Annotated in this window: 19 protein-coding genes; 12 read left to right on the top strand and 7 right to left on the bottom strand. The window is 55.5% G+C overall.

All coding sequences use genetic code 11. The features are described 5' to 3' along the window. The first annotated feature begins 529 nt into the window (after positions 1-529). Positions 530-2,089: a DUF3300 domain-containing protein gene (locus AC4IC4_RS03640; protein WP_491472163.1), complete on the top strand. Its 1,560-nt coding sequence runs from the start codon at positions 530-532 to the stop codon at positions 2,087-2,089. Positions 2,090-2,099: 10 nt separating this feature from the next. Next, the gene (locus tag AC4IC4_RS03635; RefSeq protein WP_032650074.1) at positions 2,100-2,891 is read left to right on the top strand and encodes a DUF2950 family protein; all 792 of its coding nucleotides are present in this window, start codon (positions 2,100-2,102) and stop codon (positions 2,889-2,891) included. A 52-nt stretch (positions 2,892-2,943) separates the two neighbouring features. Here AC4IC4_RS03635 and lpdA read toward each other — a convergent pair whose 3' ends face one another. The 4 genes from lpdA to pdhR form a co-directional block, all read right to left on the bottom strand. After that, positions 2,944-4,368 (bottom strand): dihydrolipoyl dehydrogenase, encoded by a 1,425-nt coding sequence (lpdA, locus tag AC4IC4_RS03630; protein WP_003856313.1) that lies wholly within the window; start codon positions 4,366-4,368, stop codon positions 2,944-2,946. 175 nt (positions 4,369-4,543) lie between these two features. Beyond that, positions 4,544-6,439 (bottom strand): pyruvate dehydrogenase complex dihydrolipoyllysine-residue acetyltransferase, encoded by a 1,896-nt coding sequence (aceF, locus tag AC4IC4_RS03625; protein WP_491472162.1) that lies wholly within the window; start codon positions 6,437-6,439, stop codon positions 4,544-4,546. Between the two features lie 14 nt (positions 6,440-6,453). Then, the gene (aceE, locus tag AC4IC4_RS03620; protein ID WP_024907478.1) at positions 6,454-9,117 is read right to left on the bottom strand and encodes a pyruvate dehydrogenase (acetyl-transferring), homodimeric type; all 2,664 of its coding nucleotides are present in this window, start codon (positions 9,115-9,117) and stop codon (positions 6,454-6,456) included. Positions 9,118-9,240: 123 nt separating this feature from the next. Continuing rightward, on the bottom strand, positions 9,241-10,005 hold the full coding sequence (gene pdhR, locus AC4IC4_RS03615) for a pyruvate dehydrogenase complex transcriptional repressor PdhR (RefSeq protein ID WP_014882565.1): 765 nt from the start codon (positions 10,003-10,005) through the stop codon (positions 9,241-9,243). Positions 10,006-10,268: 263 nt separating this feature from the next. Between pdhR and AC4IC4_RS03610 the strand changes: the two genes are divergently transcribed. The 4 genes from AC4IC4_RS03610 (at position 10,269) to AC4IC4_RS03595 (ending at position 14,436) form a co-directional block, all read left to right on the top strand. Continuing rightward, positions 10,269-10,496, top strand: a complete 228-nt coding sequence (locus AC4IC4_RS03610; RefSeq protein WP_081112054.1) for a hypothetical protein — start codon at positions 10,269-10,271, stop codon at positions 10,494-10,496. A 46-nt stretch (positions 10,497-10,542) separates the two neighbouring features. Next, the gene (aroP, locus tag AC4IC4_RS03605) at positions 10,543-11,913 is read left to right on the top strand and encodes an aromatic amino acid transporter AroP (RefSeq protein WP_024907477.1); all 1,371 of its coding nucleotides are present in this window, start codon (positions 10,543-10,545) and stop codon (positions 11,911-11,913) included. Positions 11,914-12,077: 164 nt separating this feature from the next. Then, the gene (locus AC4IC4_RS03600; RefSeq protein ID WP_491472161.1) at positions 12,078-13,475 is read left to right on the top strand and encodes a glycoside-pentoside-hexuronide (GPH):cation symporter; all 1,398 of its coding nucleotides are present in this window, start codon (positions 12,078-12,080) and stop codon (positions 13,473-13,475) included. Positions 13,476-13,485: 10 nt separating this feature from the next. Next, the gene (locus AC4IC4_RS03595) at positions 13,486-14,436 is read left to right on the top strand and encodes a glycoside hydrolase family 43 protein (RefSeq protein WP_267217223.1); all 951 of its coding nucleotides are present in this window, start codon (positions 13,486-13,488) and stop codon (positions 14,434-14,436) included. An 18-nt stretch (positions 14,437-14,454) separates the two neighbouring features. Here AC4IC4_RS03595 and ampE read toward each other — a convergent pair whose 3' ends face one another. Then, positions 14,455-15,309 (bottom strand): beta-lactamase regulator AmpE, encoded by an 855-nt coding sequence (gene ampE, locus AC4IC4_RS03590; RefSeq protein WP_090419051.1) that lies wholly within the window; start codon positions 15,307-15,309, stop codon positions 14,455-14,457. 9 nt (positions 15,310-15,318) lie between these two features. Then, positions 15,319-15,870: a 1,6-anhydro-N-acetylmuramyl-L-alanine amidase AmpD gene (gene ampD / locus AC4IC4_RS03585; RefSeq protein WP_463726575.1), complete on the bottom strand. Its 552-nt coding sequence runs from the start codon at positions 15,868-15,870 to the stop codon at positions 15,319-15,321. 87 nt (positions 15,871-15,957) lie between these two features. Here ampD and nadC point away from each other — a divergent pair, with 87 nt between their 5' ends. The 4 genes from nadC (at position 15,958) to hofC (ending at position 20,030) form a co-directional block, all read left to right on the top strand. Beyond that, a complete protein-coding gene (gene nadC / locus AC4IC4_RS03580; RefSeq protein WP_032649796.1) occupies positions 15,958-16,851 on the top strand; it encodes a carboxylating nicotinate-nucleotide diphosphorylase in 894 nt (297 codons plus the stop codon). 174 nt (positions 16,852-17,025) lie between these two features. Beyond that, on the top strand, positions 17,026-17,463 hold the full coding sequence (gene ppdD / locus AC4IC4_RS03575; RefSeq protein WP_491472160.1) for a prepilin peptidase-dependent pilin: 438 nt from the start codon (positions 17,026-17,028) through the stop codon (positions 17,461-17,463). 10 nt (positions 17,464-17,473) lie between these two features. Then, positions 17,474-18,856 carry a type II secretion system protein GspE gene (gspE, locus tag AC4IC4_RS03570; protein ID WP_491472159.1) on the top strand — a complete coding sequence of 461 codons (1,383 nt, stop codon included), beginning with the start codon at positions 17,474-17,476 and terminating at the stop codon, positions 18,854-18,856. Beyond that, a complete protein-coding gene (gene hofC / locus AC4IC4_RS03565) occupies positions 18,846-20,030 on the top strand; it encodes a protein transport protein HofC (RefSeq protein ID WP_491472158.1) in 1,185 nt (394 codons plus the stop codon). The genes gspE and hofC overlap by 11 nt, the downstream gene beginning before the upstream one ends. A 43-nt stretch (positions 20,031-20,073) precedes the next feature. On the opposite strand, the gene AC4IC4_RS03560 is transcribed toward hofC, so the two are convergent. Further along, a complete protein-coding gene (locus tag AC4IC4_RS03560) occupies positions 20,074-21,117 on the bottom strand; it encodes a GMP reductase (RefSeq protein WP_491472157.1) in 1,044 nt (347 codons plus the stop codon). A 228-nt stretch (positions 21,118-21,345) separates the two neighbouring features. Between AC4IC4_RS03560 and coaE the strand changes: the two genes are divergently transcribed. Then, positions 21,346-21,966, top strand: coding sequence for a dephospho-CoA kinase (gene coaE / locus AC4IC4_RS03555; protein ID WP_032649802.1), 621 nt, complete (start codon positions 21,346-21,348; stop codon positions 21,964-21,966). Then, complete coding sequence (zapD, locus tag AC4IC4_RS03550; RefSeq protein ID WP_024907466.1) at positions 21,966-22,709, top strand: cell division protein ZapD; 744 nt, start codon at positions 21,966-21,968, stop codon at positions 22,707-22,709. Before coaE ends, zapD begins: the two co-directional genes overlap by 1 nt. The last annotated feature ends 7 nt before the right edge of the window (positions 22,710-22,716 follow it).

The following is a 22,716-nucleotide window of genomic DNA, read 5'->3' as shown; positions in this document are numbered from 1 at the left end:
TTCGAATGAAAATTCGTTTCACTTCATTTTTCGCCTTCAGAATGACTACTGAGTCGATTACTCTTCCTCTCGGCCTGCTTCGCTGGTGTAGCAACCAGTCACCGGGCCCGGGAGCAGTTCCGTAACCTACGCGGCAATCCCAACTTGCCTGGTTCTGCCTTTCCCGGTGAAGAATGAACCCGCGTAGCCTTTACAGGAACGCACGCAATGGAGATGCGAATCACTGCGCTGATCGTTGTGACCGGTTTACTGCTAACCGCGCTGCACGGTGGCTGGAACATATCCGACATCACGGTGCTGTTTGTCGTCAACCTCGGCAACTAGCTGCTGGCCGCTCGTAAGAGCGGCCTTCTGAATTCCCTTCGGTTTTTCCCGCATCGCATATAATTGTGTAATAAATACTCACAATCTTTATCCGGACGTACCGGACGCTTCCCAATAAAAGTCAAAACAGTAAAAGACGGGTGAATAATACTCACGCCAACCGTAACGCCTCACGGCACAGCGCTTGTCTCGTTGGAGTCATTTTATGAAGTTGCCCTTTAAGCCACATCTGCTCGTCCTTCTGTGCAGTGCCGGGCTGCTTGCCGCCTCAGGCGTCATGTTTGTCAAAAGTCGTGCAACGGAACCCGTTGCGCCGACCCCCGTCGCACAACAACCAGCGGCACCGGCGGCACCGGTAGCAGCAACGCCCGCCCCTGTCGCCGCACCAACCTATACTGCCGCGCAAATCGATCAGTGGGTTGCCCCTATCGCGCTCTACCCGGATGCCCTGCTGTCGCAAATCCTGATGGCCTCGACTTACCCGGCCAACGTGATCCAGGCGGCGCAGTGGTCAAAAGACAACCCTAAAATGGAAGGGGACGCCGCCATTCAGGCCGTTGCCAGCCAGCCCTGGGATCCCAGCGTAAAATCGCTGGTCGCGTTTCCTCAGCTCATGTCCCTGATGGGTGAAAACCCGCCGTGGGTACAAAATCTGGGCGATGCGTTTCTCGCGCAGCCGAAGGACGTAATGGATTCCGTTCAACGCCTGCGCGCGCTGGCACAAAAGACCGGCGCTTTACAATCCACGCCTCAGCAGACGGTCACCACCGTGACAAAACCGGCACCAGCGAAAACCAGCACCACCGAGGCAACGACAACAACCACGTCTGCGCCGGCCCCAACGGTAATCAAAATTGAATCTGCCGATCCGCAGGTTGTTTACGTCCCTACCTATAACCCCAATACGGTTTACGGGACCTGGCCAAACACCGCCTATCCACCTACTTATCTCCCGCCTACACCCGGGGAGCAGTTTGGCAACAGCTTCGTCAACGGCTTAGGCTTCAGCCTGGGCGTCGCCACAACCTATGCCATCTTCAGCAACATCGATTGGGATGATGACGATGACTGGGATCATCACCATGACGACTGGGATAATCACGGCGGCTATAACCGCAACGGTGATAACAACATCAATATCAACGTTGAGAACTTCAATAAAATCAGCGGGCAGCGTCTAACGGACGCCAACCGTACCTGGCAGCATAACCCAGCCTATCGTGAAGGCGTGCCTTATCCGACTAACCAGCTCAACAACCGTTTCCACTCCACCAGCACGGCTACCGGACTAAGCTCAACGCAGCAAAAACCGGTTAACCGCGATAGCCAGCGTCAGGCTGCCCTGAGCCAGATGGAGAAGTCCACGGGTAAAACCTTCCCCCAAACGGCGCGTCCCGGCACGAAAGATGTGCAGCGTCAGGCCTCAAGTGAACAGCTGAAGCAGATTTCGCAGCGCAATAACTACCGTGGCTACGACACCAAACCGCAGACGACGAAGCGAACCACCACGCAGCAGCGAGAAAATCGCCAGACCACCGCGCAGAGACAAGAGAAACGGGGTTCGCAGCCGGCGCAGCAACGCGCTCTCCAGCAGCGAAACAGCCAGCCCCGGGCCAATGCGCTGAGCGGCAACGACAGCCGCTCCGCGAACTGGCAGGCGCAGCAGCAGCGCGGTGCGCAAAGCAGACAGCTTGCGGCTCGCCAGCAGCAGCCACGTCAGGCGTCTGGTGGACGCGCTGAACGCCGTGAAATTCGACATCGCTAAGGGAACCGACATGAAAAGTAAACTACTCAGTGGCATGGTGTTGTTCATGCTTTCGGCTTCGGTGATGGCGCAGCAATCCTTTAGCACCCCCGATCAGGCAACCGATGCGCTGACCAAAGCCATTAGTGAGCATAATGAGAGCGAGATGAGCAATCTGCTTGGAGAGAACTGGCGCGATTTTCTGCCCCCTGAAGGCGTTGACCCGGATGCCGTCGATCGTTTCCTGCGCGACTGGAAAGTCCGTCATAACACGGTTGTCGAAGGGGATACGGCGCATCTGGTTGTCGGTGACAACAGCTGGCAGCTTCCTATCCCGGTGATCAAAACCTCTGCCGGTTGGCAATTCGATATCAAAGAAGGGGCCGAAGAGATCCTGACCCGCGAAATCGGGCGTAACGAACTTGCCGCCATTGAAGCCTTACATGCCTATGTTGATGCGCAGCAAAGCTACTTTGCGATGAACCAGAAATTCGCGCAGAAGATTGTCAGCTCGAAAGGGAAAAAAGACGGTTTGTACTGGCCTGCCTCTCCCGGCGAAGCGCCCAGTCCGCTCGGACCGGCATTTAGCCCAAAAGAGCCGGGTACCGGTTATCACGGCTATCGTTTCCGCATCCTGCCGGATAATAACGGTTTCGCGATGGTGGCCTGGCCAGTCAGCTATGGTCAGACGGGCGTCATGAGCTTTGTGATAAATCAGGATGATAAGGTGTATCAGACCGATCTCGGCAGCGATTCTGAGCAGAAAGCCCGGGCGTTAACCACCTATAGTCCTGATAAAACCTGGCAGCCTGTGGCCCCCTGAACGCAGCGCATAAAAAAAGCGGCCTGAGGCCGCTTTTTTCATCTGAAGAAACTTATTTCTTCTTCGCTTTCGCGTTTGGCAGGTCGGTGATGCTACCTTCAAACACTTCTGCCGCCAGGCCCACGGACTCGTGCAGAGTCGGGTGAGCGTGGATGGTCAGCGCGATGTCTTCAGCGTCACAGCCCATTTCGATAGCCAGACCGATTTCACCCAGCAGCTCGCCGCCGTTGGTACCGACAATCGCACCACCGATTACACGGTGAGTCTCTTTGTCGAAGATCAGTTTGGTCATACCGTCTGCGCAGTCGGAAGCGATAGCACGGCCAGAAGCAGCCCACGGGAAGGTGGCGGTTTCGTAGCTGATGCCTTTCTCTTTCGCTTCTTTCTCGGTCAGACCCACCCATGCCACTTCTGGCTCGGTGTACGCGATAGATGGGATCACTTTCGGATCGAAGTAGTGCTTCATGCCGGCGATAACTTCAGCGGCAACGTGACCTTCGTGGACACCTTTGTGCGCCAGCATTGGCTGACCGACGATATCGCCGATAGCAAAGATGTGCGGCACGTTGGTGCGCAGCTGTTTGTCAACGCGGATGAAGCCACGGTCGTCCACTTCCACGCCAGCTTTGCCCGCGTCGAGGTTTTTACCGTTCGGTACACGACCGATAGCCACCAGCACGGCGTCGTAACGCTGTGGTTCGGATGGGGCTTTTTTGCCTTCCATGGAAACGTAAATACCGTCTTCTTTCGCTTCAACGGCAGTCACTTTGGTTTCCAGCATCAGGTTAAATTTCTTGCTGATGCGTTTGGTGAAGACCTTAACGATGTCTTTGTCGGCAGCCGGGATAACCTGGTCGAACATTTCAACCACGTCGATCTCTGAACCCAGCGCATGGTACACGGTACCCATTTCCAGACCGATGATACCGCCGCCCATAACCAGCAGACGCTTAGGAACGGTTTTCAGCTCCAGCGCATCGGTGGAATCCCACACGCGTGGATCTTCATGCGGAATGAATGGCAGTTCGATTGGGCGAGAGCCTGCCGCGATGATCGCGTTGTCGAAGTTGATCACGGTTTTGCCGTTTTCGCCTTCCACTTCCAGGGTGTTCGCACCGGTGAATTTACCCAGACCGTTTACCACTTTCACTTTACGGCCTTTGGCCATACCCGCCAGACCGCCGGTCAGCTGAGTGATAACTTTCTCTTTCCAGGTACGAATTTTGTCGATATCGGTTTTCGGCTCGCCGAAGACGATACCGTGTTCAGCCAGCGCTTTGGCTTCTTCGATAACTTTCGCTACGTGCAGCAGCGCTTTAGAAGGGATACAGCCGACGTTCAGACAAACACCGCCGAGGGTGCTGTAACGCTCTACGATGACGGTTTCCAGACCTAAATCCGCGGCGCGGAATGCTGCGGAGTAACCTGCCGGGCCTGCCCCAAGTACTACGACCTGAGTTTTGATTTCTGTGCTCATCATGACCTCTTAATTTATACCCGTCGTCCACCGGGTCGTTCTATCCGCCCGCAGTTTACAAAATTGTTAACAATTTTGAAACAACAAACGGCTCACGAATTGTCGCTTTCGCCAATAACCTCACAAACCCCATGAGATTATCAGAAAAAAGCCGGCCGACTGGCCGGCTTTTCGATTACATCACCAGGCGGCGAATGTCGCTCAGCATGTTGTTGATGATGGTGATGAAACGCGCACCATCAGCACCGTCGATTACGCGGTGGTCGAAGGACAGAGAGATTGGCATCATCAGACGCGGTACGAACTCTTTGCCATTCCACACCGGCTCCATCGCGGACTTGGACACACCGAGGATAGCCACTTCCGGCGCGTTCACAATCGGCGCGAAGTGGGTAGTACCCAGGCCGCCGATGCTGGAGATAGTGAAGCAGCCGCCCTGCATTTCGCCGGCAGTCAGCTTACCATCACGCGCTTTCTTGGAGATCACGGTCAGTTCACGGGACAGCTCGGTAATGCTCTTCTTGTTCACGTCTTTGAAGACCGGAACAACCAGACCATTTGGCGTATCAACCGCAACACCGATGTTGATGTATTTCTTCAGCGTCAGCTTCTGACCGTCTTCGGACAGGGAGCTGTTGAAGCGTGGCATCTGCTCCAGAGCCGCAGCAACCGCTTTCATAATGAAGACCACTGGGGTGAATTTCACGTCCAGTTTGCGCTTCTCGGCTTCGGCGTTCTGCTGTTTACGGAACGCTTCCAGATCGGTGATATCGGTCTTATCAAAGTGCGTAACGTGCGGGATCATCACCCAGTTACGGCTCAGGTTCGCACCAGAGATTTTCTGGATACGGCCCAGCTCCACTTCTTCGATTTCGCCGAACTTGCTGAAGTCCACTTTCGGCCATGGCAGCATGCCCGGGATACCGCCGCCAGCGGCTGCAGCTGGTGCAGCTTCGGCGCGTTTCACCGCGTCTTTCACGTAGGTCTGAACGTCTTCGCGCAGGATACGACCCTTACGGCCGGTCCCTTTCACTTTCGCCAGGTTCACACCGAATTCGCGCGCCAGGCGACGAATCAGCGGGGTAGCGTGGACGTAAGCGTCGTTTTCAGCGAACTCAGATTTTTCTGCTTTAGCAGCAGGGGCAGCGGCTGGTTTAGCAGCCTGAGCCGGCGCAGCAGCAGGTGCAGGAGCAGCCGCGGCAGCCGGAGCTGCGGCAGGCGCAGCGCCTTCCACTTCGAAGACCATGATCAGAGAGCCGGTAGACACTTTGTCGCCGGTGCTGATTTTGATCTCTTTAACCGTACCCGCGAACGGCGCAGGGACTTCCATAGAAGCCTTGTCGCCTTCAACGGTGATCAGTGACTGTTCAGCGGCAACTTTGTCGCCCACTTTCACCATCACTTCGGTGACTTCAACTTCGTCACCGCCGATGTCCGGTACGTTAACGTCTTTCGCGCCGCCAGCAGCGGCTGGTGCTGCGGCTGGAGCCGGAGCAGCGGCCTGTGCAGGCGCGGCAACAGGTGCAGCACCTGCCACTTCGAAGACCATGATCAGGGAGCCAGTAGACACTTTGTCACCGGTGTTGATCTTGATCTCTTTAACGGTACCGGCGAACGGCGCTGGCACTTCCATAGAGGCTTTGTCGCCTTCTACGGTGATCAGTGACTGCTCGGCCGCAACGGTGTCGCCCACTTTCACCAGGATTTCAGTGACTTCAACTTCGTCACCGCCGATGTCAGGCACGTTCACTTCTTTCGCGCTCGCGGCAGCGGCTGGAGCAGCGGCGGCCGGAGCGGCTTTCTTCTCTTCCTGCGCAGGTGCAGCTGCTGCTGCACCGTCGGCGGAATCGAAAATCATGATCAGTTTGCCAGTCTCGGTTTTATCGCCAACAGAGACTTTGATCTCTTTAACGATGCCAGCCTGAGGAGACGGGACTTCCATAGAGGCTTTGTCGCCTTCTACGGTGATCAGCGACTGTTCAGCTTCAACTTTGTCGCCTACTTTGACCAGGATCTCGGTGATTTCAACTTCATCAGCCCCGATGTCCGGTACATTGATTTCGATAGCCATTATTCTTTTACCTCTTACGCCAGACGCGGGTTAACTTTTTCTGCATCGATGTTGAATTTGGTGATTGCGTCTGCAACCACTTTCTTATCGATTTCGCCACGTTTAGCCAGTTCGCCCAGTGCTGCTACAACCACGTAAGAAGCATCAACTTCGAAGTGGTGACGCAGGTTTTCGCGGCTGTCAGAACGACCGAAGCCGTCAGTACCCAGAACGCGATAATCATCAGCTGGAACGTAAGTACGAACCTGCTCAGCGAACAGTTTCATATAGTCAGTAGACGCGACCGCTGGTGCATCGTTCATCACCTGAGCGATGTACGGAACGCGTGGGGTTTCCATTGGGTGCAGCATGTTCCAGCGCTCACAATCCTGGCCATCACGCGCCAGCTCAGTGAATGAGGTCACAGAGTACACATCGGAACCGACACCGTAGTCTTTCGCCAGGATCTGCGCTGCTTCACGTACGTGACGCAGGATAGAACCGGAGCCCAGCAGCTGAACTTTACCTTTGCTACCTTCAATGGTTTCGAGTTTGTAGATACCTTTACGGATACCTTCCTCGGCACCTGCTGGCATTGCCGGCATGTGGTAGTTTTCGTTCAGGGTGGTGATGTAGTAGTAAATGTTCTCTTGCGCTTCACCGTACATGCGCTGCAGACCGTCATGCATGATGACTGCCACTTCGTACGCGTAAGACGGGTCGTAAGAGATACAGTTAGGGATAGTCAGAGACTGAATGTGGCTGTGGCCATCTTCGTGCTGCAGACCTTCACCGTTCAGGGTCGTACGACCGGAAGTACCACCTACCAGGAAGCCGCGAGCCTGCTGGTCGCCTGCCTGCCAGCACAGGTCACCGATACGCTGGAACCCGAACATGGAGTAGTAAATGTAGAACGGGATCATCGGCAGGTTGTTGGTGCTGTAAGAAGTCGCAGCAGCCAGCCAGGATGCGCCTGCGCCCAGCTCGTTGATACCTTCCTGCAGGATCTGACCTTTCTCGTCTTCTTTGTAGTATGCAACCTGCTCACGGTCCTGCGGGGTGTACTGCTGGCCGTTCGGGCTGTAGATACCGATCTGACGGAACAGACCTTCCATACCGAAAGTACGCGCTTCGTCGGCGATGATTGGAACCAGACGATCTTTGATCGACTTGTTCTTCAGCATCACGTTCAGGGCACGAACGAAAGCGATAGTGGTAGAGATCTCTTTGTTCTGCTCTTCCAGCAGCTGAGAGAAGTCTTCCAGCGCTGGCAGTTCCAGCTTCTCGGTGAAGTTAGGCTGACGAGCTGGCAGGTAGCCTTTCAGCGCCTGACGACGTTCGTGCAGGTACTTATGCTCTTCAGAACCTTCCGGGAAGGTGATGTAAGACAGGTTTTCTACCTGCTCATCGGTCACTGGAACGTTGAAACGGTCGCGGATATAACGCACGCCGTCCATGTTCATTTTCTTAACCTGGTGAGCGATGTTTTTACCTTCTGCGGTATCACCCATGCCGTAACCTTTGATGGTATGGGCCAGGATTACAGTCGCTTTACCTTTGGTTTCACGCGCTTTTTTCAGTGCAGCGTAGACTTTCTTCGGATCGTGACCACCGCGGTTCAGGGCCCAGATCTGCTCATCAGTCCAGTCTGCAACCAGGGCTGCGGTTTCAGGGTATTTGCCGAAGAAGTGCTCACGAACGTAGGCACCGTCTTTGGATTTGAAGGTCTGGTAGTCACCGTCAACGGTTTCGTTCATCAGCTGGATCAGTTTACCGCTGGTGTCTTTACGCAGCAGTTCATCCCAACGACCGCCCCACATGACTTTGATCACGTTCCAGCCAGCACCCGCGAAGATGCCTTCCAGTTCGTTGATGATCTTGCCGTTGCCGGTTACCGGACCATCCAGACGCTGCAGGTTACAGTTGATGATGAAGCACAGGTTGTCCAGCTTCTCACGGGTAGCGATGGTGATCGCACCTTTAGATTCTGGCTCATCCATTTCACCGTCGCCCAGGAAGGCGTATACGGTCTGCTCAGAGGTGTCTTTCAGACCACGGTGTTCCAGGTACTTCAGGAATTTAGCCTGGTAGATCGCACCGATTGGGCCCAGACCCATAGATACGGTCGGGAACTGCCAGAATTCAGGCATCAGTTTAGGGTGCGGGTAAGAAGACAGACCTTTACCGTGAACTTCCTGACGGAAGTTGTTCATCTGCTCTTCAGTCAGACGACCTTCCAGGAAGGCACGTGCATAGATGCCCGGAGAGATGTGGCCCTGGAAGTACACCAGGTCGCCGCCGTCTTTCTCGTTCGCTGCACGGAAGAAGTGGTTAAAGCACACTTCGTAAACGGTCGCAGAAGACTGGAAGGACGCCATGTGGCCACCGAGCTCCAGATCTTTCTTGGAGGCGCGCAGAACGGTCATGATGGCGTTCCAGCGGATTGCAGAACGGATACGACGTTCCAGATCCAGATTGCCCGGGTATTCCGGTTCGTCTTCGACGGCAATCGTGTTTACGTAGTTGCTAGCCCCTGCACCTGAAGCAACCTTCACACCGCCTTTGCGGGCTTCAGAAAGCAGCTGATCAATCAGATACTGAGCGCGCTCAACACCTTCTTCACGGATGACCGATTCGATCGCCTGTAGCCAGTCGCGAGTTTCGATCGGATCCACGTCATTTTGGAGACGTTCTGACATGGGGGTATTCCTTATCTATCTAATACGTTGATTTGTCTGGAACCTGTCCCATTGTGCTCTTGGGCAAGAACACAATAAGACAGGTTCTGCGTTTAGTTGCCGCGCTCTAAAAGTACCTGGCGCTTAATCCTTTCGTTGCTGTATGCGGCGTAATGAACGTTCGCGACGCGATTGTTCACGGCTGCGGTCCAGCAAGATTTCCTCAATGAAAGCCAGATGGCGGTGCGACGCTTCACGCGCCTGCTCCGGTTCCCCGGCCATTATCGCCTCGAATATTCGGGTGCGATGGTTGCTTACCAGTGGGAGCATCTCCCGACGGGCATACAACAATTCAAAATTCTGACGAACGTTCTGGGCCAGCATCGGCTCCATGCAGCGTAGCAGATGGAGGAGCACCACATTGTGTGCCGCTTCGGTGACGGCGATTTGATACTGGACGACGGCGCTGGACTCGGCGTCTAAATCGCCGGACTGCTGTGCCCGTTCAATGGCCTGATGCAGTTCGCGGATACGCACGCGATCTTCATCAGTGCTGCGAAGGGCGGCGTAATAGGCCGCAATCCCTTCAAGCGCGTGACGGGTCTCAAGCAGGTCAAACTGGGATTCTGGGTGGTCAGAGAGAAGTTCTACCAGCGGATCGCTGAAGCTCTGCCACAGGCTGTTTTGCACAAAGGTTCCGCCGCCCTGGCGACGAAGCAGCAAGCCCTTTGCTTCGAGACGTTGAATCGCCTCACGCAGAGAGGGACGTGAAACGTCGAACTGTTTTGCCAGCTCGCGTTCTGGTGGAAGTTTCTCACCCGGGCGCAGAGTCCCTTCGAGGATTAAAAACTCCAGCTGCTGCTCAATCACATCAGATAGTTTTGGTTGGCGAATTTTGCTGTAGGCCATATTCCCTGTCTTACGCCTTTTTGCCCGGAGTCAATTGGTCTTACCAATTTCTATTTCGTATCGCTAAAGTAACAAAGTATTCACCTTCTGTCCATATTGGTTTTGATTGAAATCAGTAAACCCTGCACATTTTAACAACCTTACAGAAATAACGTTTCAGAAATGTAACTTTGCACAAATGAGTTGATTACTCCTAAAGAGGGAGTTTTAACCATAATGAAACGAGGGTTTTTGCAATCTGAAGCGATTCAACAAGGCAAATAATGAAAATTCGCCCACTTACGGCGCATTTCTATTCTATAGGTTGGGTTAGGAACAACGAGCGGGCCGATTTACAAATGCTTTCTTTTTATTCAAGTCGTCATCACCCCTTCATAAAGCAGGTGCATTCGCAGGCGCTTACCACTATTCTTGCGCTTACGGAAGTCATCTCCGCTTTTTTCGGTCTCGTTAACCGTAAAGAAATAAATACAGAATATGGATTTTCATAATTACACACGCACAGCGTGAACATAACAACCACACACGAGGTTTCAAATGGAAGCTCAACAGCACGGCGATCAGCTAAAGCGCGGGCTTAAAAACCGCCATATTCAGCTCATCGCACTGGGCGGTGCGATAGGTACCGGCCTGTTTCTGGGCAGCGCATCCGTTATCCAGTCTGCCGGTCCGGGTATTATTTTGGGTTACGCGATTGCGGGTTTCATTGCTTTTCTGATTATGCGCCAGCTGGGCGAAATGGTCGTTGAAGAGCCGGTCGCAGGCTCCTTCAGCCACTTTGCCTATAAATACTGGGGCAGCTTTGCCGGTTTCGCCTCAGGCTGGAACTATTGGGTGCTGTACGTTCTGGTTGCCATGGCTGAGCTTACCGCCGTCGGAAAATACATTCAGTTCTGGTATCCCGAAATCCCAACCTGGGCTTCTGCTGCGGCCTTCTTTGTCATTATTAACGCCATTAACCTGACCAACGTAAAAGTGTTCGGTGAGATGGAGTTCTGGTTCGCCATCATCAAAGTCATTGCCGTGGTGGCGATGATTATCTTTGGCGGCTGGCTGCTGTTCAGCGGCAACGGCGGACCGCAGGCCACCGTGCGCAACCTCTGGGAACAGGGTGGCTTCCTGCCTCACGGCATGACAGGTCTGGTGATGATGATGGCCATCATTATGTTCTCCTTCGGCGGTCTGGAGCTGGTAGGGATCACTGCCGCTGAAGCCGACAACCCGGAGCAGAGCATCCCGAAAGCCACAAATCAGGTTATCTACCGTATTCTGATCTTCTATGTGGGCTCACTGGCCGTGCTGCTCTCCCTGCTGCCGTGGACGCGCGTCACCGCCGACACCAGCCCGTTTGTGCTGATCTTCCACGAGCTGGGCGACACCTTTGTCGCCAACGCCCTGAACATCGTGGTGCTGACCGCAGCGCTCTCCGTATACAACAGCTGCGTATACTGCAATAGCCGTATGCTGTTCGGCCTCGCCCAACAGGGCAACGCGCCGAAGATGCTGCTTAACGTTGATAAACGCGGCGTGCCGGTGAATACCATCATTGTTTCCGCCATCGTGACCGCCCTGTGCGTGCTCATTAACTACATGGCACCGGAATCGGCGTTTGGCCTGCTGATGGCGCTGGTGGTCTCAGCCCTGGTCATCAATTGGGCGATGATCAGCCTGGCACACATCAAGTTCCGCCGCGCGAAACAGCAGCAGGGCGTCACCACGCGCTTCCCTGCCCTGCTCTATCCGCTGGGTAACTGGATCTGCCTGCTGTTTATGGCGGCCGTGCTGGTGATCATGCTGATCACGCCGGGTATGGCGATTTCCGTCTACCTGATCCCGGTCTGGATTGCGATCCTCGGCGTGGGCTATCTCTTCAGTCAGAAAAGCCGTAATGCCATGAAGGCACACTAAGCCTCTCTCCGCGGTACCTGCTTTTGCGGGTACCGCGCGTTGTTACCTCCCTCACACTTTCACGCCCATAGCGCATTTATCCATATCACCGCCCTGATACTGCAACGCATATATCCCTTTGCCAGCGAATAATTCTCTCCATACCGTAAACCGGAGAGCTGTCGATGGATAACAACACACTGTCAGTAAAAGAAAAGATCGGCTATGGGATGGGCGACGCCGGATGCAACATTATCTTTGGCGCCATCATGTTGTTTGTTAACTATTTTTATACGGATATTTTTGGCCTCGCGCCTGCGCTGGTCGGCGTGCTGCTGCTGTCCGTCCGCGTAATTGACGCCGTAACGGACCCGATCATGGGCGCGATTGCCGACCGTACCCGCAGTAAATATGGCCGATTTCGTCCATGGCTGCTGTGGATCGCCTTCCCCTACGCGCTGTTCAGCATCCTGATGTTCACCACGCCGGAGTGGAGCTATAGCAGCAAAGTTATCTATGCGTTTGTCACCTACTTCCTGCTCTCTTTGACCTATACGGCAATCAACATCCCTTACTGCTCCTTAGGAGGGGTAATCACCAACGATCCAAAAGAACGCGTGGCCTGCCAGTCGTATCGCTTCGTGCTGGTCGGCATCGCCACGCTGCTGCTCTCATTAACGCTGCTGCCGATGGCCGACTGGTTTGGCGGGGACAATAAAGCCAAAGGCTACCAGATGGCGATGACCGTGCTGGCGCTGATTGGCACCTGCATGTTCCTGTTCTGCTTCGCCACCGTGCGCGAGCGCGTGCGCCCGGCGGTACAGACCAACGACGAGTTGAAAAACGATTTGAAAGACGTGTGGAAGAACGACCAGTGGGTACGCATTCTACTGCTGACGCTCTGCAACGTCTGCCCGGGCTTTATCCGTATGGCGGCCACCATGTATTACGTCACCTGGGTGATGGGCCAGAGCACCCACTTCGCTACGCTGTTTATCAGCCTGGGCGTGGTCGGCATGATGCTCGGCAGCGTGCTGGCAAAAGTGCTGACCGACCGCTGGTGTAAGCTGAAGGTCTTCTTCTGGACCAACATCGTGCTGGCGATTTTCTCCTGCGCCTTCTACTTCTTCGACCCGAAAGCCACCGTCACCATTGTGGTGCTCTACGTCCTGCTGAACATCCTGCACCAGATCCCGTCTCCGCTGCACTGGTCGCTGATGGCCGACGTGGACGACTACGGCGAGTGGAAGACCGGGAAGCGCATCACGGGCATCAGCTTCTCCGGCAACATCTTCTTCCTGAAATTAGGGCTGGCGATTGCCGGTGCGATGGTCGGCTTCCTGCTCTCCTGGTACGGCTATGACGCGGGCGCAAAAGCGCAGAGCGCGGACGCCATCAACGGGATCGTCCTGCTGTTTACCGTCATTCCCGGCATTGGATACTTAATCACCGCGGGCGTAGTACGGCTGCTGAAGGTTGACCGTGAAACGATGAAACGCATTCAGGAAGACCTGGAAAAACGTCGCACCAATTACCGTGAACTGAGCGACTATCAGGAACTGAAAGCCACAGAGACAAAATAAGGAGAGCCAAATGCATCAGTGGCCAAACCCGTTTATCGAACAACGCGCCGACCCGTACATTTTACGCCATGAGGGGGAGTACTATTTTATCGCCTCCGTGCCGCAGTACGACAGGCTGGCGATCCGCCGCGCAGCGTCGCTGGAAGGCTTACGCCATGCTGAAGAAGTTGTGGTCTGGCGCAAACCCGAGACCGGACCCATGAGCCAGCTGATCTGGGCGCCGGAACTGCACCACATTGACGGGAAGTGGTACATCTACTTTGCCGCGACGCACACCCAGGCGCTCGACGCGCTCGGGATGTTCCAGCACCGAATGTTCGCCATTGAATGTGCAGACGACGATCCGCTTACCGGCGCGTGGGTGGAAAAAGGGCAGATCAAAACGCCTTTCGACACCTTCGCCCTGGACGCCACCACCTTTGTGCATCAGGGAAAACGCTGGTATCTGTGGGCGCAAAAAGCGCCGGATATCACCGGGAACTCCAACCTTTATCTGTGCGAAATGGCGAACCCGTGGACGCTAAAAGGCGAGCCGGTGATGCTCAGCAAGCCGGAGTATGACTGGGAGTGTCGCGGATTTTGGGTTAACGAAGGCCCGGCGGTACTGATTCACGGCGATAAGCTGTTTATCAGCTATTCCGCCAGCGCCACCGACGAGAACTACTGTATGGGGCTACTGTGGATAGACCTGAATGCCGCTCCGAAAAACCCGGCAAACTGGCACAAATCCCCGCGTCCGGTGTTCGTTACCAGCTATGAAAACCGCCAGTTCGGCCCGGGACACAACAGCTTTACGCAAACGCCGGAAGGGGAAGACGTGCTGGTGTATCACGCGCGTAACTACACCGAAATTGAGGGCGACCCGCTGTACGATCCGAACCGGCATACCCGCCTGAAGCTCGTCCGCTGGAATGAAAACGGGATGCCTGATTTCGGCATCCCGCCCGCGGATACGCTGTAGTCTTTGCGGCGCGCTGGCTTACACCAGCGTGCCGTAAATAGTCAGCAGCGCCACGATCACCACCACCACAAACGACGTTTTCTTCGCCATGGAGACAGCGGCTTTTGGTGTTTCAATCTTGTCGGTATGCGGCTCACGCGCCAGCGAGAACTGCGCCAGACGCGTTAACACCTGATACTGCGACGTATGGCGGTCAGCCAGCGAAGCAAACCACGCGGGCAGCGCTTTCTCACCATGACCAATTAACGCATACACCACGCCCACCAGACGCACCGGGAGCCAGTCGAGCACGTGCAGGATGGCATCGATGCCGGACAGCAAACGTTCATGCGGCGTCAGATAGCGGGCAAGCCAGGTCTGCCAGGCGCGCAGGAACGCATACCCCATTAGCAGTACCGGCCCCCACGGGCCGCCCACCACGAACCAGAACAGCGGTGCCAGGTAGTAACGGAAGTTAATCCACAGCAGCGCGTTCTGCAGCTCGCGCAGAAATTCGCGCTCGTCGCAGTCCGGCGGCACGCCGTGGATCATGGTCAGTTCGCTCGCCATAGCATTGCGCGCATGGGCATCGTCACGGGAGGCGGCTTTCAGGTAGGCGTGATAGTGCAAACGCACCTTGCCCGCACCAATGCACAGCACCCCAAGCAGGATCCACACCACCAGCAGCGGCACGTTGAAAAACAGTCCGTGCAGCGAGCGCAGGAGCAGGAACGTAATGACCATCACGCCCGCCATCATCAGCAGCGTGCGCAGCATGGAAAAGTGCTTAATCCGGCGGAAAAACACCTCCAGCCGGTGATCCAGATGCCAGTGCTCGCCGAGCTTGAACAGGCGTTCAGCGATGATAACCAGCAGCATGGTAAACAACGTCATGGTATCTCCTTATTCTGACGACGCGGTGAGCATGGCGCGAAACCGGGGCCAGTCAAAGGCCGGGCCGGGATCGGTTTTTCTCTCCGGGGCAATATCACTGTGCCCCGTGATATTGTCGGCGATAGCCGGGTAGAGTCCGATAAGCGTGCGGGTCACGGCCGCTAGCTGTTGATACTGTGAATCGGTATAGGGCGTGGTATCCGTGCCTTCCAGTTCGATCCCGATAGAAAAATCGTTGCACCGTTCGCGCCCGTGATACATCGACACCCCGGCATGCCAGGCGCGCTTATCAAAGGGAACATACTGAACCACTTCACCATCGCGACGAATCAGGCAGTGAGCCGATACGCGCAGATGTGCAATTTCAGCAAAAAAGGGATGAGCAGCGGGATCAATCGTTCCCGTGAATAACGCATCGATCCACGGGCCGCCAAATTCACCCGGCGGGAGACTAATATTATGAACCACCAGCAGTGTGGGCTTTTCATCCTCCGGGCGGCAATCGTGGTGCGGCGAGGGCACATGCCGCGCATCCACCAGCCATCCGTCTTCTAACAACATGCTGGAACTCCTTCTGTATGGTGCAATGACTCGGTTCAGAGTAGCATGTTTCAATATTATGATTCGTTACCAATTTGGAGTTTTATCATGCCGCCTCGCCGCTATAACCCCGACCACCGACGTGAAGCGCTTCTGGAACGTATTAATATGGATATTCCGGCAAGCGTCTCCCATGCTTTGAAAGAAGATCTGGGCGGTGACGTTAATGCTGATAAGGATATTACCGCACAATTATTGCCAAAAGAGACGCGCTCCCACGCGGTCATCATCACCCGTGAAGACGGTGTTTTTTGCGGCAAGCGTTGGGTTGAAGAGGTCTTTACTCAACTGGCAGGCGACGATGTGCAGGTAACATGGCACGTGGAAGATGGCGATGCAGTCACGGCCAACCAGCCGCTGTTCGAACTGGACGGTCCTTCCCGCGTCTTGCTGACCGGCGAACGTACCGCGCTCAATTTTGTACAAACGCTCTCAGGCGTGGCCAGCGAAGTGCGTCGCTACGTTGACCTGCTGGCCGGTACCCGCACTCAGCTGCTGGATACCCGCAAAACGCTGCCGGGCCTGCGCACCGCGCTGAAATATGCGGTGCTCTGCGGCGGGGGCGCAAACCATCGTCTGGGCCTGTCCGACGCCTTCCTGATTAAAGAGAACCACATTATTGCCTCTGGCTCCGTGCGTCAGGCGGTGGAGAAAGCCTTCTGGCTGCACCCGGATGTGCCGGTTGAGGTGGAAGTCGAAAACCTGGAAGAGCTGGAGCAGGCGATTAAGGCCGGGGCCGATATCATCATGCTCGATAACTTTGAAACAGAGCAGATGCGCGAGGCGGTAAAACTGACAAACGGCCGGGCTCAGCTTGAAGTATCCGGGAACGTCACTTTCGAAACGATCCGTGAATTCGCCGAAACTGGCGTGGATTACATCTCCGTCGGTGCGCTAACCAAACACGTTCGCGCTCTCGACCTCTCAATGCGCTTTAAATAACGCATTCTCCCCTCTCCACCCGGAGAGGGGAATTACTGCCCCGCTCGCAGATCCGCTGTTCTTCCCTGCAATACTGAATAAATTCTCTGAAGCCCCCTTCCCGTTCCCTTTTTTGCCCCTCGTTTCTGCTCTTTCCCGCTGACAAAGTAGCGCCACTTTGCATAAGGAGCAGATATGGACAGACAACAAGGTTTCACACTCATTGAGCTGATGGTGGTCATTGGCATTATTGCGATTCTGAGCGCCATCGGCGTCCCCGCCTATCAGAATTACCTGCGCAAGGCGGCGCTGACCGATATGCTGCAAACCTTCATTCCCTACCGCACGGCCATCGAGCTTTGCGCGCTGGATCACGGTGGTGTGGAAAGCTGCGATGCCGGCAGCAACGGCATCCCTTCCCCCACCACGACACGCTACGTTTCAGGAATGAGCGTAGCGAAAGGGGTCGTGACCTTAACAGGACAGGAGAGTCTTAACGGGCTGACGGTAACCATGACGCCACGGTGGAGCGACGGCAACGGTATGACGGGCTGGACGCGTGCCTGCAGCATCAGTGCTGACAGCGCCCTGAAGCAGGCCTGCGAAGACGTTTTCCGCTTCGACAATAACTGAGGAGCGGAAAATGAATACCGATCAACTCGTGGCGCTTTGCCTGCGCCATCACGCTCTGCTGCTCAACAGCGACAGTGACATGGTCAGCATCGCCGTTGTAGGCAACCCCGCGGCTGAACTGATGGAGGCGCTGCGTTTCGCCACCCAGAAACGAATTGATATTGAGTGCTGGAGCGCTGAGCGCATGGAAAAACAGCGACAGCTAACGTCACAATCCCATCTGCCCGTTGTTTCGCAAACGCACTCAACGGTAGATATCCTCAACCACACGCTGCAGCAGGCAATCAACCAGCGCGCCTCTGATATTCATATCGAACCGATGGAGCACGCGTGCCAGATCCGTTTACGCATCGACGGGGTTCTTTGCCCCCAGCCTCCGCTTTCCGCCTCGCTGGCAAGCCAGTTCAGCGCACGTTTAAAAGTGCTGGGTAACCTGGATATTGCAGAGCGTCGTTTGCCACAGGACGGTCAGTTTACGATAGAGCTGGCGAACGCGCCGGTCTCGTTTCGGATCGCGACGCTTCCCTGCAGCGGCGGCGAGAAAATTGTGCTGCGTCTCCTGCATCAGGTTCAGCTGGCCCTTGAGCCAAAAGCACTTGGCATGAGTGCTGAACAACTGGCCTGTTTTAATGAGGCCCTCCACCAGCCGCAGGGGCTAATTCTGGTTACCGGCCCTACCGGCAGCGGCAAAACCGTGACGCTGTATAGCGCGCTGCAGGCGCGTAACACCCCTGACGTCAACATCTGTAGCGTGGAGGATCCCATTGAGATACCCCTTGCGGGATTAAACCAGACGCAGATTAATCCCCGGGCGGGTTTAACATTCCAGAGCGTGCTGCGGGCGCTGCTACGCCAGGATCCAGACATCATTATGGTCGGCGAAATTCGTGACGGTGAAACGGCCGGGATTGCCATTAATGCTGCCCAGACCGGGCACCTGGTGCTATCAACGCTGCACACCAACTCGACGACGGAAGCCCTGACTCGCCTGGAGCAGATGGGCGTGGCGCGCTGGATGATATCTTCCGCGCTGTCGATGGTGATTGCCCAGCGTCTGGTCCGGCGTCTGTGCCCACATTGTCGTCGGGAAACCAGTGAGCATGCTGAATTACCGCGCGCCGTATGCTCCAGACCGCTTCCACGCTGGCAGCCCATCGGCTGCGAACGTTGTTATCACGGTTTTTATGGCCGCGTGGCTATTTTTGAAGTACTCGCGATCGACAATGCCCTGCGGCAGGCCATTGCCAGCGGGGCGGGAACAGAAGTGATAGAGGCGAGCGCCCGGCAGGCGGGAATGATTTCTCTTTTTGAGCACGGCTGCATGGCCGTCGAACAGGGGCTGACCACGATCGAAGAGCTGGTGCGCGTCCTGGGCATGCCGGATGGCTGCTAATCAGCTCTGGCGCTGGCGAGCGCTCACCCAGGAAGGAGAACCCCGAAGCGGGACACTCTGGGCTACAGACCGCAATGCCGCCTTCACCAGGCTGATGCACAGCGACCTCCATCCTCTGACGCTGACCCGATGCGCTCAGCGACACCGCTGGCGGCCACATCACTGCTACGAGATGTTTCGCCAGCTCGCAACGCTTCTGCAGGCCGGACTGACATTGTCCCACAGCCTGCAGATGCTGGCAGAACAACATCCGTTAAAACCGTGGCAGGCGCTGCTGCAAAGCATTGCCGATGAGCTTAGTGAGGGAGCCGCCTTTTCTGAGTCGCTAAAAAAGTGGCCAGCCGTTTTTAGCCCGCTTCATGTCTCGATGGTGAAAACCGGTGAGCTCACAGGGAAGCTGGAGGAGTGCTGTCGCCAGCTCGCGCAGCAGCAAAAAGCGCAGCAGCAGCTCAGTGCGAAGGTGAAAAAGGCGCTGCGCTACCCGGCGATCGTCCTGACCCTGGCCGTACTCGTGGTGCTGGCGATGGTCATCCTGGTCTTGCCCGAGTTTGCCGCGATCTACAAAACGTTTAACACTCCGCTTCCGCTGCTGACGCAAATGGTCATGGGGATGGCCGCCTTTATGCGGTCATATGCCCTTGCGCTGTTCGCCGCGTTACTCGCGCCCTTAGCCACCGCCTGGGCTCTGCGGCAGAACCCTCGCTGGCAGCGCATCCTGATGCTCACTCCCGTGTTGGGCGCACTGGCAAAAGGTCGAAAACTGGGACATATCTTTACCGTGCTGTCACTCACGCAACAGGCGGGCATCCCCTTTTTACAGGGCCTGGCGAGTGCAGAGGAAACTGTTGAGAGCCGGTACTGGCAGGGAATACTTCGCGGCGTGCGAGAGGACATTGAAAAAGGCCTCCCCGTCTGGTCATCCTTTCAGAAAGCGGCCATCTTTACCCCGCTATGCATTCAGCTTTTACGAACCGGCGAAATGTCAGGTGCGCTGGACATCATGCTGGCAAACCTCGCCCGACATCACACGGAACAGACCTTTCAACGGGCAGATAGCCTGGCGGCACTTCTCGAGCCAGTGCTTCTGATTGTGACGGGGGTCATCATCGGCACGCTGGTGGTGGCAATGTACCTGCCGATTTTCCATCTGGGGGATGCGATGAGCGCGGGTTAGCGCAAAACAGTGCTGGCGCATGGGTATGCGCCAGCGAAAGCCATTACAGGCTATTGAATACGCGGTTTTCCTGTTCCTGAACGCGAATAAACGTTGTACGTTTTGTCAGCTCTTTCAGGCGGGATGCCCCAACGTAGGTGCAGGCCGAGCGCAGGCCGCCGAGGATATCGCGCGCGGTGTATTCAACCGGGCCGCGCAGAGGCAGCTTCACGGTTTTGCCTTCTGCCGCACGGTATTTTGCCACGCCACCGACGTGACGGGTCATCGCGGATTCAGAGCTCATGCCGTAGAACAGCATAAATTTCTCGCCGTTCTCTTCAACCACGGTACCACCGCTCTCTTCGTGACCTGCCAGCATACCGCCGAGCATCACGAAGTCCGCACCGCCACCGAATGCCTTTGCAACATCACCCGGTATGGTGCAACCGCCGTCGCTGATGATCTGGCCGCCGAGCCCGTGCGCCGCGTCGGCACATTCAATGACTGCAGAGAGCTGCGGATAACCGACGCCAGTTTTGACGCGTGTGGTGCATACGGAGCCCGGGCCAATACCTACTTTCACGATATCTGCACCGGAGAGGATCAGCTCTTCACACATTTCACCGGTCACCACGTTGCCCGCGATGATGGTTTTCGTCGGCCAGGCCTCACGCGCCTTGCTGACGAACTGCACGAAGTGCTCGGAGTAACCATTCGCCACATCAATACAAACGAAGTTCAGCGCCGGGTTAGCATTCAGGATCTGTTTAGTCTTCTCGAAATCCGCATCGGAGGTACCGGTAGAGACCATCACATGCTTCACCACGTCAGCAGACGCGGACGCAACGAACGCATTCCACTCTTCAGGGCTGTAATGTTTGTGCACGGCGGTGAGAATGTCGAACTGTGCCAGGGCGGTTGCCATCTCAAAGGTTCCCACAGTATCCATGTTGGCAGCGATGATCGGCACGCCAGACCAGGTCTGACCGGAATGCTTAAAGGTGAATTGACGTTCGAGTTCAACGTCTGAGCGACTTTTCAGTGTAGAGCGTTTAGGGCGGATAAGAACGTCTTTAAAACCTAACTTCAGATCTTCTTCGATACGCATGTGCGGATTCCTGGGGTTAGAGGCAAATATGTTAAAAGCACAACTCCAGTGACGTTATCATACGCACTAATACCTGCTCCGCAAGACTGCGAAATTCTCTTTTTTTACGCTACAATCCTATAAATTTACCTGGTAAAAAGCCGGTAAACGGGGCTAAACAGTGGCTGGCGCACGTAAGAATTTTAATCAACTGATTTTAAAAATGAATAATTCCCAGGATTTGATTTAATGGGGTATATCGTCGCATTAACCGGCGGCATCGGTAGTGGTAAAAGTACCGTTGCAGACGCTTTCTCTCGTTTGGGTATCACGATTATCGATGCCGATATCATTGCCCGCCAGGTGGTAGAGCCCAATACACCCGCGCTAAAGGCCATCGCAGAACATTTTGGTCAGGCCATCATCAATGCCGATGGCACACTGAATCGCCGTCAGCTTCGCGAATGCATTTTTTCCGATTCCGCGGAAAAAGCCTGGCTTAATAGCCTTCTCCACCCCATCATCCACCGGGAAACTCAGCGTCAGATCGCCGCGGCCCGCTCGCCCTATGTCTTGTGGGTGGTTCCGCTACTGGTTGAAAATCAGCTGCAGAAGAAAGCCGATCGGGTGCTGGTGATTGATGTCTCTCCCGAAACGCAAATCCAGAGAACCATGACGCGCGACCATGTCTCGCGGGAGCATGCTGAACACATTCTTGCCGCTCAGGCTACGCGCGCTCAGCGCCTTGCCGTGGCGGATGATGTCATTGATAATAACGGCGCACCAGATGCCATTGCATCGGATGTTGCCCGTCTGCACGCGCAGTATCTGACGTTTGCCGCGCAGGCCGTTGCACAGGAAAAACCATAATGTCGACACACATCCTTTTTGAGCATCCGCTCAACGAAAAAATGCGCACCTGGCTGCGCATCGAATTCCTCATTCAGCAGCTTTCACAACATCTGCCGGTTAACGATCACGCTACGGCGCTGCACTTCTTCCGCAACGTAGGCGATCTGCTGGATGTGATTGAACGCGGCGATGTCCGCACAGAATTACTCAAAGAGCTGGAGCGCCAGCAGCGTAAATTACAGGCATGGGCTGAGGTTCCGGGGGTGGATGTAAGCCGTATCGATTCCCTTCGTCAGCAGCTTAAAACCAGCAGCAGCATCCTGATGGCCGCGCCGCGCGTCGGGCAGTTTTTGCGTGAAGACCGCCTGATTGGCCTGGTGCGCCAGCGTCTGAGCATCCCTGGCGGCTGCTGTAGCTTCGACCTGCCGACGCTGCATATGTGGCTACATATGCCACAGGCGCAGCGTGACGCGCAGGTGAACAGCTGGCTGGCAAGCCTGGAGCCTATGCACCAGACGCTGTCGCTGATCCTCGATCTGATTCGTAATTCTGCGCCGTTCCGCAAGCAAACCAGCCTGAATGGTTTCTTCCAGGATAACGGTGATGATGCCGATCTTCTGCGTCTCAATCTGTCTCTTGGCGAACAGCTTTACCCACAGATTTCCGGGCATAAGAGCCGCTTTGCGATTCGCTTTATGCCGCTGGACAGTGAAAATGGCACCGTGCCGGAACGTCTCGATTTTGAACTGGCCTGTTGTTAAGGAGTGC

The organism is Enterobacter sp. Taxon_2, assembly GCF_058355295.1.
This window is presented reverse-complemented; position numbering and strand designations above follow the sequence as displayed.